This window comes from Methanobrevibacter arboriphilus, assembly GCF_019669925.1.
Classification (GTDB): Archaea; Methanobacteriota; Methanobacteria; order Methanobacteriales; family Methanobacteriaceae; genus Methanobinarius; species Methanobinarius arboriphilus_A.
This window is the reverse complement of sequence record NZ_AP019779.1, coordinates 1681311-1695929: the sequence shown is the minus strand read 5'-3', so window position 1 is coordinate 1695929 and position 14619 is coordinate 1681311. Positions and strand designations below refer to the sequence as shown.

The following is a 14619-nucleotide window of genomic DNA, read 5'->3' as shown; positions in this document are numbered from 1 at the left end:
ATTTAAAGTTATAATTTAATTAATTTTTTAAAATTATTTTTCAAAAATAAAGCTAAAAATCACCTGTAAACAATTTTTAATAAAAAATTTGATAATAATTAAATGTGATATTATAAAATTAGCATAGTTTTAATTAGAGATATTTTCAAACATCTAAGAATGAAATAAACATATCAATATGATTTAATCTAAATCAATTTAACATGTTCAATCTAAGTAATAATATTTATGTATTTTACAGATATATAATGTTTTCTATAACTAATGTTTCATATAACTTTATTTAATTTTATTCTAAAAAATTTCTATAAAAATTGAAAAATTAATAGAACAGTGATTTTATATTATATAGTATTCAAATCTGAAATTAATAAATATAAGTTACAAAAACAATAAAATAAAAAAATATTAAAACTATTAATTAAAATTACCTAATTATTATATAGATTACACAATATTATAAATTGTTATATTATGAATTATCATACATATTATAATTTATTATTAATATATTATTTGTAAGTTCACTATAATAAAGTTTACTATAAAAATACTATTAAAAATATGATAACATAAATATACCGATTAAAATCATATTATCCAAATTTTTTATAGTTTAAAACCTTTTTAGTTTAAAAACTTTTTAATTTAAAAACTTTTTTTCTAATTTATCAAATATTATCTCAGCTATTTCTGATTTAGAACAAATTGGAAGTTCAAGAATATCCTTATCAACTAACACAACTTGGTTATTATCAGAACCAAATCCACAATTTTCAATGCTAACATCATTAGCAACAACTAAGTCAGTACCCACTTCTTTCATTTGTTTTTTAGCTAGATCTATCATTTGATCATTTGAAATATTATATTCAGCTTTAAAACCTACTAAAAATATATTAGGGTTTATCTGTTTTATCTGTTTTATAATCTTTTCAGTTTTTTTGAATTCTAGAGATAGGCTGATTGAAGAAGATATTTTAGAATCTTTTTTATTGATTGGAGCAAAATCAGAAACAGCAGCAGTAGCTATAAAAATATCATATTCATTTACTAATTCTTTTGTCTTTTTATTCATCTCTTCACTAGATTCAACATAAGTTACATCCAAACATTTTGGTATATCCACATCTACTATTCCTGCTATAATTTTAACATCTAAACCTCTTGAATAAGCCTCTTTAGCTAATTCTAATCCCATTTTTCCAGAAGACTTATTAGTTATACCTCTTATAGGATCAATAGCTTCATAAGTTCCACCCAAAGTAATTAAAACCTTTTTACCTTTTATATTTGAAATTTCATCGTTTTCATCTATAACATCTCTATTTTTATTAATTCCAGTGATGTTCTTATTTAAACTAATCAATCTCTTAGATTCTAATACAATATCAGTAATCTTTGGAAATTTAGCTTTACCTTCCTCTATTCTAGGATCTACAAAATTTAATTTATTATAGTCTGTTTCTGATTTAATTTTATTGATATTATCTGAAATTGATTTAAGCATAGAGTCATGCATAGACGGAACAAATAAAATAGGAGTGTTATGACCATGAGCAGTTATAAGAAGTGAATTAATAGGATTATCAGATATTTTATATGCAAATTTGGTTATAACATTGGCAGTAGCTGGAGCAACTAGTATTAAATCAGCTTGAGAATACTTAACATGTTCTATTTGACCAGTAAGATCCAAAACAACATTTTGACCAGTGGCAAACTCCATAGAATTAGGATGAATTATTTGTGTAGCAGCATCACTCATAAATGCTTTAACTTCAAAATTTTGCCTTTTTAATTCTCTAGCTAATTTAATTGATTCAGTAGCAGCTATACTTCCAGTTATACATAATATGATTTTCATTTTAAAACTCTCAAGACTAATTTTTTATGATTAATTTGTTGAAAGATATCAATTATTAAAAATAATTAAATCTAAAAATTAAGTTTAAAGATCAATTTCAAATATTAAATCTAAAGATCAAGTTTATCTAAAGACCAAAGTTAAATATTAAAATTAAAGATTAAATCTAAAGATCAAGTTTATCTAAAGATCAAAGTTAAATATTAAAATTAAAGATCAAAGACTAAATTTAAAAACTAAAATTTAAAAAATTAAAGTTAAAAATATAATAAATTTAAACTATAATTGTGAGTTTTTAAGCTATCTTAAATCTTTTAAGTTATTCTAAAGTTATTTAATATAAAATCAAAGTTTTTAATTTGATTTTGGAAATCTTCCTGAGGAGCTGTACACAAAATAACAAAAACTTCGCCATTATTTTCTATCCAAATCGCTCTATGTTGTTTTACTGACCCATTGCCTTCTTGAGTGTAAACAGCTTCTAATGCATTATATGAGCCAATAGACGTGTTTCCTATAGCAACTGGAGTGTAACTCGAGTTTGAAAATAATTTAGAGTATGTTTGGTTGAAATAGGTATCTAAAGATGAAGGAAGCTCTTTTTTCTGAATATTAACATTAACACTACTAAATCCAGTTACAGAATCTTTAAATTTAGGATCCGCAACAGCCATTATAGAATTATTTACATCAGATTGTGCTACAACCCAAGATCCAGGATATTTAATCAAAACACCATTTTTAGCCATAGTTTTAGGAGGTTCTGTTCCATTAACACCAGAATTATCACTAGAGGAAGTGATACAACCAGATACAAAAATAACAGCTATTACAAGTATGATACCTAAAATATATTTTTTCATTAATTCACCCATTAGTTCTTTGGTGTTATAGATTAATTAGAAGTTTTAGATTCAGAATTATCAGAATTTCCACCGCCAGAATCTCCAGAATCACTATTGTCCCCATCATCCTTACCATTGCTTCCATTATCTGAATCATCATTAGAATCTCCAGAATCAGACCCATCACTAGAAGAGTTAGTATCAACAGATACATCAGTAGTAGTTTGAATGTTACTATTATCAGAAGTAATGTTTGTAGCATTAGCTAAAAAATCAGGAAATGCAGTATCATCAACCATAACAGAAGCAGCAGGAATGGCTGTTTGAGGAGTAGTGAACAACCCAAAGCTTATTCCAACTAGAAAAGCTCCGATTAAACATACAACAGCTAAAATAGCATATTTCCCTTTATTAGAAACCGGAACATTTTCTTTTATATTTTTATCTTCTTTTGATTTTACTACATATTTGTTAATAAGATCTTGATCTTCTTTTTTACTAGCTTCAGCCATACTTCTTTGAACAGAATGAGATTTAAGTTTTTCATCACTTTTTCTACCTTGCATAGACCTTATTCTATTTGTAGCATCTAAATTAGCTATTCTATTAGAATATTCATTAGATAAATATTTATATTTATCTTCAGAAATATTTCCTGCCTCATAATCTTTTTTAAGCTCTTGCATAATCAGTAAAAGCTTTTGTTTATCTTGATTAATATTAACCACCTCATAAGGCTTTTTTTCTAAAAATAATATTTAAAATTTAACTTATTTATATTAATTATTATTATAATACATTAGTGTCTTATTTAATTTACTATTTTAATATAACACATTTAATATTTATTTTGTTAATATATATTTTTATTAATATATATTTATAATAAAATCAAGATATATATTTATAATAAATATACATTTTTATAACAAATTTTATATAATAATTTAAACTTTTAATTATATGAAATAATTATATGTAAACTAGTTTATTTATAATTTATCCAAAATTTACTTTTGGATATGAACCCAATATTTTTAAATAAGATACTTTTTCTTCAATAGTATTTAAAATATTTTCAACAATATCTTCATTTTTATGACCTTCAAAATCAACGAAGAATATATATTTACCAAGTCCTTCTTTAGATGGGCGAGATTCGATCTTAGTAAGGTTAATATTGTTCTTTGCAAAAATTCCTAAAATATCATGAAGACCACCAGGATTATCATCAAAAAGAGAAAATAAAATTGAAGTTTTATCATTACCTGAGATTTCAGTTTGATCTTTAGAAAGTACAATAAATCTCGTTTGATTATTTTTTATATCTTGAATATTTTTATCGATCGCTTTTAAACCATATAATTCTGCAGCTTTTAATGTTCCAATAGCCCCCACACCAATTTTACCTTTTATAGACTTAGCAGCTGCAGCAGTACTTAAAGTAAAATGAGTTTTCATATTATGGTTTTCTAGATAATTTTGACACTGAGCCAATGCTTGTGAATGAGAGTATACGTCTTTTATAGTATTTATATCAATAATATTATCATAATTATCTTCATCAACAAGAAGATTATGATTGATTGGAATAATCAATTCTCCTTCAATATTAAGATTAATTTTATGAGCTAAAAGATCTAATGTTAAACCAACTGGACCTTCAATAGAATTTTCAATAGGTACTATCCCTTTACAACATTCACCAGTAACAACAGAACTCATAACAGAAGGAATAGAACAATAAGAAACTAATTCACCTTCTAAAATAGATGCAGCTTCATGAGAAAAAGTTCCTTTAGGGCCTAAAAAAGCAATTTTAGATTTTTTTTGAGTATTATTTGAATTTAATTTCGTATCTATATTAAAAACTCCTTAATAAATTATTTTAAACTTACAACCTATTTAAAACTATTTAAAGCTATTTAAATTACTTCAGAATAATCTAATCAAAGTTATCTATTAATCTAACCTAATATAAGTTAATATAAGTTAAATTTTTAAAATTATAGCTAGAACATATAAATAAAAATCAATTAAAATGCCAAACAAGAATAAAAATAAGAAATGAAAAGAAGAGCTAAAGAAAAAATAAAAAAGAACTAGTTAATTATCTTCCTAGTTCTAAATCAACAATTAACCCAAGTAAATCAGATTGAGTAACAATACCAATAACTTGATCTTCTTCATTCACAATTGGATATCCATTATATCCAGTTTCTAACATAGCATTAGCAACATCAGATACACTAGCATCTGAAATTATCCTATTGACATTAGGAGACATAACCTCTTCAACTAATATATTTTTTATTTGTGCTTGTTTATATTTATCTGGAACATGTTTTCTAAATGAAGTTAAAGCTCTAGCTATATCTTTAGAGGTTAATATGCCTGCAAGCTCATTATTTTCATTTATTAAAAGTCTTCCAATGTTAGAATCCATTATAACCCTTCTTGCATGAATTAACCTATCTTGAGAAGAGACTGATATTAATTCACTACTCATTATCTCAGTAGCTAATATTTTTTCATATGCTTTCCCTTTACAAATATCTATAAAATCAGATTTAGTAATTATTCCTACTAGATCACCATTAGAAATAACAGGAACTGCACCAATATTCTTTTCAAGAATCATTTTAGCAGTTTTATTAATATCCATATCATCTTCTACAGTGACAACATCTTTAACCATTACTGTAGAAACATGAAAATGAGAAGGAGCTAAATTACCATATTTTGAAGATCCTAATTTTGTAGCAATATCTTTTTCTGCAATAATTCCTACTAACTCTTTTTCATTATTCTCATTTTGATTAGTGACAGGAAGTCTTGATATTTTGTGTTTTTTCATTAGTCTAAGAGCATCACAAATATTTTGATCTTTATCAATAGTTACTAACTCCTCAGACATTAAGTTTTTTACTTGCATATTTATCACCAAAGCATACGAAACTTTATAAAAATATTAAATCCATGTTCTAAAATCTATACATAAGATAAAATTTGCATAATTTGCAAATTTTAAATAATATATCTATTTTATTATATTAAATTTCACAACAATACATTTTAAAATAGAATATAAACCTTTTTTATTAATTATAAATCTATAACCAAATAAGGTTTATATCAAACGTTTATCAATAATGAACAAAGTCTATTATTAATTATAATTTATTAATTACCTTTTAATCGCCTTTAAGATGTCACTCTCAGTTATAATACCTAAAAGCTCTCCATTTTTAACAACAGGAACCCCACCAATATCTTTTTCTCTTAATATTTCGCACAAATCTCCTAAACGAGTTAATGGTTCAACGGTAATAACTTCATCCTCCATTATCTCAGAGATTTTAGTTTCTAAAACTCCAAGAGCACTGTTAGATTCCATTTTACTAAATAATTCATTATCTCCTAAAAATTTTAAAACATCACTAGAAGTTATAATACCTTCTAAACTTTCTTTTTCATTATGTACAGCAGTATCTTCTATAGCTTTTGCTAAAATTGGAATTCTTCTTAGTTTATTTCTAACCATTATTTTAGAAGCACTTTCAATTGGTGTACCAGGAGTAGTTGTAATAACATTATTACTCATAAAATCTTCAACTAGTTCTTCAGTCAAAACACCTGCCATAGCCAAAACAAAATCTCTTTCAGTTATAATACCTACTAATTTTTCATTTTCATCTGAAATTGGGAGAGCACCTACATCTTTCTCTAACATTAAATTAATACAATCATTGATTGAATCTTTGTTTGTCATTGAGATAACATCACGAGTCATTATTTCCCTTACAGACTCATTTATAGCTCTTAAAAAGTTATCTTTATACTTTTCTTCAACTATATTAAATTTATCTCCCCCTCCTAAGAAATTTAAAATATCCATAGCAGTTACTATTCCTAAAAGTTTTTGAGATCCAGGATCTGTAATTGGAATTCTTCTGAATTTTTGTTTTACCATAACTTCAGCGACTTCTATTATACTAGTAGTTGGAGGAACAGATATGACTTCTTTTTTAGCTAATGTCATTATGTCACCAACATGTTCTGAAACTCTGGTTTCATTTTCTATAGATCCTCTTTCCATAGATTTTCTTAAGTTTATGGCACTTTTGTCTTTCATTTCTACACCTCTATAGACATAACTCAAAATTAGATAACTTAAAATAAAAGTTTATATTACTAAGAGATTTTTTAACTTCTGTTGTTTGTTATCTAGGTTATATATATCTGTGATTAATCATAAATATTTTTTGTTTAATTTTCAATTTTATAAATAATATCAACAAATTTTATCAATAAGTATAATAATATTAAATAAATATAATCAAGATTTAAAAAAATCCAAATATTTCTAAAAATCATACAATTTTATATGAAATAATTGGATAATATATAATAAAACAGTCAATAATGACAAAATAATCAATAATAATAAGGCAATTTATAATATTCTATAATACAACTCATTATAAACAAAATAATAAAAAATAAAATAAAAAAATAATAGAAGAATAATAAAGGCTAAAATAAAGATAATAATAAAAAATAAAATAATCCATAATAAAAAGCTAATAAAATTTTTATAATAAATTGATTAAGAATAATCATAACACAAATCTATACTACAATATTATCGATACTAAAACATCCCAAATAAGTATCAATATATTCTAAATATTATCTATTCTAATAGTATATATTATAAATAATATATTTTATAAATGGTATTACTATATTTTAAATTAATATTATTATATTTTAAACTCATTCAATATTAAGAATTTTATGTGTTTGAGGAATAACAAAAACATTAAAATATTCACCAAGAGACTCTGAAAACTTAAAAAAAACATGAGATTTATTTTTCCACTGCTTTATAGGGCTTTCTGGTTGAATTACAATGAAAAATTTATCATTTGGAAATATTTTATGGATTTTTTCCCCCAATCCTTTTATAGTATTTAAACTAGTTGAAGGAGATACTACAATTTTACAATAAAAGTTTTTTTTATTAGCTATCAATGATTTTATTGAAAGAACTTCATTATTAAATATTTCCTCATTCCAATCCATATTAAAATGTTCTGGAAGCTTTAAATCCAACGATACACAGTTTAAATTGTTAATTTTAGATAAAAAATCAGGCAATGTACCATTAGTTTCAATCATAATTTTAAAATCAATTTGACTGATTATTTCATTGATAAAATCAAAATATAATAAAGGTTCACCTCCAGTAAATGAAATAGAATGCAAATCTGGAGTTTTTAATTCTTTAATTTTCTTAACTACTTCTTCAACAGACTTTAAGATTCCATTATTAACATTTTGACTATCCTTAGTGTCACAGTAGTTACAATTTAGATTACATCCAGCAAAACGGACAAATATCTGTCTTTTGCCAATCCATAATCCTTCTCCTTGAAAACTTGAGAAAATTTCTACTATAGGTGCTTTCATTAAATCATTCCTTTCTACAGAAAGCTCCTTGACCAATTCCTTCATTTACACATACAGATACAGAATCAATTTCATAGCCTTTCTCTTTTAAGTCTTCAAATATAATATTTGCAAAATATTGTGATAATTCTTCAGCAGAACTGTGTTTTAATGGTAAAAGGACACAGTCTTCCATTGGGAACTTATACTCCTTATTTTTAATAATAAATTCCACATAATCTTTATTGCAGAAATCAAGAACAGATAATTCATCTGAATCCGATGATTTGTCTGAATCTTCAGATTTATCTGAATCTTTATATTCTTCCGAATCTGCAGATTTATTTAAATCTTCATCTGGATAATCTTCTGATTCTTCTTTTTCATCTGAATCTAATTCTTCAAAATGATTTATCCCCTTAAATTTCATATTTTTATTATTAATTGGAATTAAAACTCGATGATCTAATTTTTTGCATATAGATCTTACAGCATTTTTCACATCTTTGAAATCAACCACAAAATCATAGTCTCCAGATCTATTACCTTCAATTTCTACATCTACAAAATAAGAATGTCCATGAATAAACCCACAAGAAGCATGGGCAGGGATAATATGAGCAGATGAAAATCTTAAACCTGCATTAATTCCATTAATCATAATTTTCATAATCTTTACTCCATTTATTATAATATATAATAATTAATAAATTATTAACTAAAAACAAAAATAAAAAATTAAAACATAAAACAAATCATAAAACATATAATTATCAAAAAACTTATTAAATATTAAAGTAAATTAGTTTTGCTTATGTCTAATTCAATATCATTCAATTCATCAATATAATTTTTAACAATGTTATTTATAAAATCAATTAGATTAATATTATTCAAATTAGAATTATTTAGGTTAATTTTATTTAAATTAACATTATTTAAGTTGATATCTTCAAATAATTCAAGTATTCCAATTGTTTCAACATCCTCAGGAGTTCCTTCACGAGTTATATTTATTCCTAAATGGATTTTCATAGAACTTTGAGATATTGTAGCTATTGAAACTGTAAGTTTTTTATAAACAGTATTAGATAATATATCTGAGGATTTACTTTTGGATTTGGATTTATCTTTAGAAACAATATAAATATCATCTCCTTTACGAATAGATTCAATTCCCATTTTAGACAACATATCCTTTAATATAACAACTAATAATCTTTGACGCATATAAGCAATTCTCAAGTTAGCAGGTTGCTCGTCAAAGTGTTCTACAATAATATTAATAATTTTATCTGACTTTATTTCTAAGCCGATATCTTCAAAATCTTTTAAATTATCGGGAGTGATATTCATAGATCCAATCCAAGTTATTATACTCGAACCTTTTATTCCAAATGATTTAAAAGCCCAAGAAGCTTCTATTTGACTCCCATCATATTCAATGCTTTCTTCAAGATGTTTATGAGTAATTAACATGCAAATTCCACATATATTCTAATTAGAATTTTTATAACTAAAATTTTCATTATTTTCTTAATAAAATTTTTAAATTTCTATGAGTTTTTAATAATTCTATAACTTTTTAATAATATTATCTATAACTTTTTAATAAAATTAGTAATTTTAATAAAGTATGAAATAGTATATGAATTTAGCTATTATTATAATTATACTATTAAATTATACTATAAAAACATAATTATAAAAATATAATTATATTATCAAAATGACTATCAAAATAAAAATTATTATCAAAATATAAAAATTCTAAAATATAAAAATTCTAATAATTATATTTATTCTCAATATAATTATTTGTTATTATAATAAATATTATTTTTATACTCTATTAAATTCCTATAATCGTTATAATAAATTAAAAAACTTTAAGGATAATAAAATTTAAAAAAGGGGGAATATTCATGAAAGTTAGAACTAGAGATTTCATTTATACTAAAGATGATCTTTTCTTTGCATCTACAAATTATATTCATCCAGAGGATAGATTTATTTCATTTTTAAGATATATCCCTAATGAAAATGGAGACCGCACAAAAAATGGGAAAAAATATTCAAAAGTCACATCAGAAGAAGCTTATGATTATTTAAGAAAAAATCATCCAGAATATTTGTATTTTTGTGATATTAGTCAAGTGGAAATGATGGGTGTTCCAAAAAACAAAGTCCAAGAAATTATAAAACCCGAAGAAAGATTAAGTGAAATAATGAATGATGAAAAAGAGAGATCTTCAAATAATCAATTAATAGATAAATTATTAAAGATAGCTGACTTTTTTCATTATAAAGCAGGAATAAATTATAAAAATCTTGGAATATCAGGTTCTATTCTTCCAAAACTTCAAAAAGACACTGTTTCAGACATCGACTTTGTGGTTTATGGTCTTGAAAACCACAGAAAAGCTATGGAAACATTTAAAAAATTTAAAGGCAAAGAAGTTGAAATTAATAAAATTGAAGTAATTAATAATGAGAACAAAAAATTCAAAACAAATAAAAAAAGTGAAATAAAAAAAATAACTCTTAGTCCTATAAAAGATGAGTATTGGGAAAAAGTTTACAATAAAAGAATGAAAGATTCTAGTTTAACAAAAGAAGAATTTTGCTGGTATGAAGATCGTAAAAATAACAGAGGAATAATCGAAGGAACATTATTTGATATTTTAGCTACTCGTAATTGGGACGAAATAGAAGGTGAATGGGGAGACACTCGATATGAGCCAGTTGGAATAGCTAAAGTAGAAACTGTTGTTGAAAATGCAATTGCATCATTTGATAATCCTGCTACATACAAAGTTAAAGATTTAAAAGTATTAAAAGTTGATAAGGGGAATGAAAAATTAATTAACAAAGTGAATGAGATTTCTTCATTTACTCATACATATGCAGGACAAGCTATTGAAAATGAAAAGATAATAGCAAAAGGAAAGGTTGAACGTGTTTTAAAAGGAAAAGGTCAAAATAAAGAAGAAAGTTATAGATTGATTGTTGGAACAACAAGAGAATCTATAAATGAATACATAAAATTAAAAAATATCCCTTAAAATAAAATTCCATGAGATTATTCCTTAAAAATATTCTCTGAAAAATATTCCTTGAAAAATTTTTAAAAATTAAAAAGAATATTGTTAAATAAAAGATAGGCATTTTAAATAGCTAAGTATTTTAAATAAATAAGTATTTTAACAAAATCATTTAACAAAAATATACTCCAAATCATAATTATAAATAATAAAGAATTAATATAGAATTATATAAGAAATAAATATAGAACTATAAATAATAATTAAATATTAAAATTAAAATTTATAAAAATTTAAAATTAATAATTTATAAAAATTTAAAGCTAATAATTTATAAGGATTTAATATTTATAAGAATTTAATAATTTAAGAATAAATTAGAAAATTAAAGATAATCAATAGTAAATACAATATTAAATATTATACTTGAGGAGATCTAATGAGTAAAAGTGAAATAAACATAGGACTTATTGGTTTTGGTACAATAGGTGCTGGAGTAGTAGAAATATTCAATAAGAATCAAGATATTCTTTCTAAAAAATGTGGAAAACCAGTTAATCTTAAGAAAGTTGCAGATTTAGATATTACAACTGATAGAGGGGTTAAAATAGATGAAAGTATTTTAACTACCGATGTTAATGATGTTTTGGAAAATGATGATATTGATATTGTTATTGAACTTGTTGGAGGGTATGAACCAGCAAAAACATTTGTTTTAAAAGCTATGGAAAATGGAAAACATGTTGTTTCTGCAAATAAAGCACTTATAGCTAAACATTGGGAAGAACTAATAAGTAATGCTGATAAAAATAATGTTCGGTTCTCATTTGAAGCTAGTGTTGGAGGAGGAATACCAGTTCTTCAACCTTTGAATGAATGTTTATCTGCGAACCGCTTTGAAGCTATTTATGGAATTATGAATGGTACAGCTAACTATATTCTAACAAAAATGAGTGAAGAAGGATTAAAATTTGAAGATGTTTTAAAAGAAGCTCAAGACAAAGGTTATGCTGAAGCTGATCCTACATTTGATATAGAAGGCCATGATACTGCTCAGAAATTGATTGTGCTTACAAAACTTGGTTTTGGAGAGTATGTTCCTCAAGAAAAATTCCATGTTGAAGGAATTACAAAAATAACTCCTGAAGATATAGAGTTTGCTAAAAATGAATTAGATTATGTGATAAAGTTATTAGGAATAGCTAAACAAACTAATGATGGGTTAGAGATTAGAGTTCATCCTACTTTTATTAAAAATGATCATCTACTAGCATCAGTTAATGATGTTTTTAATGCAATATATTTAATAGGTGATTTCGTAGGGCCTGTTATGTTATATGGTCAAGGAGCTGGAAGGATGGCAACAGCAAGTGCTGTTGTTGGTGATTGTCTTGACATTATATTTAATGAAAATAAAAGAATTAGCTATGGTCCAGTAGAATCTCAAGTTAAATCAATGAAAAATATAGATGATATTATATCAAAGTATTATATTAGCCTAACTGCAGTTGATGAACCAGGAGTTCTCCAAACAATTACTGGAACATTGAATAAAAATGATATAAGTATTGAATCAATAACACAAAAAACAAATATAGATAGTGAATCAGTTCCCATAATAATCGTTACACATGAAACTGAAGAGAAAAATATTCAACAAGCTATTCAAAAAATAAATGAATTAAAAGAAGTTGAAGAAGAAAGTAAATTAATTAGAATATTAGAATAATAATGTTTTTTACTTTTTCCTTTACTTTCTCTTTTTATAATTATTATTTATTTAAATTATTATCTATTTGATTTTTATTTAATATTCTAAATAATATTCTAGTTAACATTATACTTAATATTCTATTTAATATTTCTACAAATTATTATATATTTCTATTCTAAGTTTAACCCCTATTTTATTCTATTTTTTATTTTATTCTATTTAATATTCTTTTGATATTAAGATTAGTATTTCTATTAGCATTTTTACTAATATTATTAGTATTTTTAATATTATTTCTATAATATTTCCATTTTTTTTATTGAATTTCTGTTTTTATTAATTTTTGTCCTAATTTTTATTATAATTAATTTTATTATAATTATAAAAATTTTTTATTTTTATAAAATTAAGAAATCTTTAATTTTTAATAATTATAAAAATTAATAATTATTTTAAATAATGCTTATTTTAATATCATTTTATTTTTAATAATATTTTTAACTTTTATAAAAATTTTAATTTTAAATATATTTAATTTAAACATTTTAATTTCAATCAATCCCATAAAAATCATTCATTTTTATAATTATAATAAAAATAAGGAAATTTTTGAAGTTTATAGTCATATTTAGCTTAAAAAAAGATTAAATATTTATCTAAAAAGTAATAAAATAATAATTTATAGTAATACTATTAGTTAAGTAATATAATAGTAGTTGAGTAATAATTATTTAATTTTTACTAGCTAATTTTTGCTTATTAATTTCTACTTACTAAAAAATTACTTTAATATATATAATTAAAAAAGAGAGATTAAAATGATCAGTATATCTTCAATAAAAAGTTATATGTTTTGCCCAATGAAACTATATCTTGAAAAAACATTCGGTGAAGAATCAAAAGACATTCTTCTACATAAAACAATGAAAGAACTAAGAATTGATGTAAATGATTTATTTCAAAGAAATTTAAAAAAAATAACAAAGGAAATGGAATTAGAAGAGATAGAAGAAAATTTAAATAAAAATATAGAAGAACATATAGAAAATTCTTTGTCTACATTAGTAAAAATAGAAGAAAAAAATAATATATACAAATTTAATAATGATTTGAACAATGATAAAGAAGAAACAAGTTTAGATAAATTAAAAAGCAAAAAATACACTAAAAATTTAAATAATTCTAATAATGATTCTACCAATAATATTAATAGTTTTAATAATAATCCTAATAATAATTCTACTAATAATACTACTAATAGTGATAATAATAATTTTAATAATAATTCTACTGATAGTATTAATGATATTTCTAATAATAAGCCCAATAATAATTCTATTAATAAGTCTAGTAAAAATTTAAAAGAAAATTATGATATCAGAACAATAGAAGAAGAAATTGAAAGAATAGATAGAATACAAGAAATTAAGATGAATTTAAAAACAGAAATTTATTATAATTTAAAAATACTATCTTTAAAAACAAAAAAAGCTATCTTATTAAATCAAAAAGATGGAAGCCAAATAGCAGAATTATTCTTTCCAACAGCCATGTATAGTTATCTAATGCAAGATAAGCTAGTTATGTATAATTTAACTCTTGTTTTGACATACTTTTTTAATTGAATGTATTAATAAAAATAGTGTAGAAGTTTATATATAAATAATTAAACATTATTGTTTTTATGGTGGTTTT

General features: G+C 23.4%; 12 protein-coding genes. 3 read left to right on the top strand and 9 right to left on the bottom strand.

Annotated features, from left to right (window positions below):
- Positions 1–643: 643 nt before the first annotated feature.
- The 9 genes from coaBC to MarbSA_RS07410 all read right to left on the bottom strand — a co-directional run bounded on the left by coaBC (position 644) and on the right by MarbSA_RS07410 (position 9645).
- On the bottom strand, positions 644–1867 hold the full coding sequence (coaBC, locus tag MarbSA_RS07450) for a bifunctional phosphopantothenoylcysteine decarboxylase/phosphopantothenate--cysteine ligase CoaBC (RefSeq protein ID WP_054835627.1): 1224 nt from the start codon (positions 1865–1867) through the stop codon (positions 644–646).
- A 314-nt stretch (positions 1868–2181) separates the two neighbouring features.
- A complete protein-coding gene (locus tag MarbSA_RS07445; protein ID WP_054835628.1) occupies positions 2182–2730 on the bottom strand; it encodes a PsbP-related protein in 549 nt (182 codons plus the stop codon).
- A 32-nt stretch (positions 2731–2762) separates the two neighbouring features.
- Positions 2763–3440 (bottom strand): hypothetical protein, encoded by a 678-nt coding sequence (locus MarbSA_RS07440; protein WP_221061304.1) that lies wholly within the window; start codon positions 3438–3440, stop codon positions 2763–2765.
- Between the two features lie 271 nt (positions 3441–3711).
- Complete coding sequence (gene pheA, locus MarbSA_RS07435) at positions 3712–4530, bottom strand: prephenate dehydratase (RefSeq protein WP_221062074.1); 819 nt, start codon at positions 4528–4530, stop codon at positions 3712–3714.
- 292 nt (positions 4531–4822) lie between these two features.
- On the bottom strand, positions 4823–5647 hold the full coding sequence (locus MarbSA_RS07430; RefSeq protein ID WP_054835538.1) for a CBS domain-containing protein: 825 nt from the start codon (positions 5645–5647) through the stop codon (positions 4823–4825).
- 252 nt (positions 5648–5899) lie between these two features.
- Positions 5900–6847: a CBS domain-containing protein gene (locus tag MarbSA_RS07425; RefSeq protein ID WP_042702977.1), complete on the bottom strand. Its 948-nt coding sequence runs from the start codon at positions 6845–6847 to the stop codon at positions 5900–5902.
- Between the two features lie 644 nt (positions 6848–7491).
- Entirely contained in the window at positions 7492–8232 is a 741-nt protein-coding gene (locus tag MarbSA_RS07420) for a 7-carboxy-7-deazaguanine synthase QueE (protein WP_244987862.1), read from the bottom strand.
- Positions 8192–8836, bottom strand: coding sequence for a 6-pyruvoyl trahydropterin synthase family protein (locus tag MarbSA_RS07415; protein ID WP_156314788.1), 645 nt, complete (start codon positions 8834–8836; stop codon positions 8192–8194). The genes MarbSA_RS07420 and MarbSA_RS07415 overlap by 41 nt, the downstream gene beginning before the upstream one ends.
- Before the next feature lie 122 nt (positions 8837–8958).
- Positions 8959–9645, bottom strand: a complete 687-nt coding sequence (locus MarbSA_RS07410; protein WP_042702974.1) for a DUF366 family protein — start codon at positions 9643–9645, stop codon at positions 8959–8961.
- Positions 9646–10091: 446 nt separating this feature from the next.
- Between MarbSA_RS07410 and MarbSA_RS07405 the strand changes: the two genes are divergently transcribed.
- From MarbSA_RS07405 to MarbSA_RS07395, 3 genes are all read left to right on the top strand, one after another.
- Entirely contained in the window at positions 10092–11231 is a 1140-nt protein-coding gene (locus MarbSA_RS07405) for a DNA polymerase subunit beta (RefSeq protein ID WP_221061303.1), read from the top strand.
- Between the two features lie 418 nt (positions 11232–11649).
- Positions 11650–12939 carry a homoserine dehydrogenase gene (locus MarbSA_RS07400; protein WP_221061302.1) on the top strand — a complete coding sequence of 430 codons (1290 nt, stop codon included), beginning with the start codon at positions 11650–11652 and terminating at the stop codon, positions 12937–12939.
- Between the two features lie 803 nt (positions 12940–13742).
- Positions 13743–14549: a hypothetical protein gene (locus tag MarbSA_RS07395; protein ID WP_054834515.1), complete on the top strand. Its 807-nt coding sequence runs from the start codon at positions 13743–13745 to the stop codon at positions 14547–14549.
- Positions 14550–14619: the final 70 nt, after the last annotated feature.

Bases quoted from the DNA above. Each gene is read 5' to 3' on its own strand.
- coaBC (WP_054835627.1), bottom strand. From the start codon at position 1,867: ATGAAAATCATATTATGTATAACTGGAAGTATAGCTGCTACTGAATCA.
- MarbSA_RS07445 (WP_054835628.1), bottom strand. From the start codon at position 2,730: ATGAAAAAATATATTTTAGGTATCATACTTGTAATAGCTGTTATTTTT.
- MarbSA_RS07430 (WP_054835538.1), bottom strand. From the start codon at position 5,647: ATGCAAGTAAAAAACTTAATGTCTGAGGAGTTAGTAACTATTGATAAA.
- MarbSA_RS07425 (WP_042702977.1), bottom strand. From the start codon at position 6,847: ATGAAAGACAAAAGTGCCATAAACTTAAGAAAATCTATGGAAAGAGGA.
- MarbSA_RS07420 (WP_244987862.1), bottom strand. From the start codon at position 8,232: ATGAAGGAATTGGTCAAGGAGCTTTCTGTAGAAAGGAATGATTTAATG.
- MarbSA_RS07415 (WP_156314788.1), bottom strand. From the start codon at position 8,836: ATGAAAATTATGATTAATGGAATTAATGCAGGTTTAAGATTTTCATCT.
- MarbSA_RS07410 (WP_042702974.1), bottom strand. From the start codon at position 9,645: ATGTTAATTACTCATAAACATCTTGAAGAAAGCATTGAATATGATGGG.
- MarbSA_RS07405 (WP_221061303.1), top strand. From the start codon at position 10,092: ATGAAAGTTAGAACTAGAGATTTCATTTATACTAAAGATGATCTTTTC.
- MarbSA_RS07400 (WP_221061302.1), top strand. From the start codon at position 11,650: ATGAGTAAAAGTGAAATAAACATAGGACTTATTGGTTTTGGTACAATA.
- MarbSA_RS07395 (WP_054834515.1), top strand. From the start codon at position 13,743: ATGATCAGTATATCTTCAATAAAAAGTTATATGTTTTGCCCAATGAAA.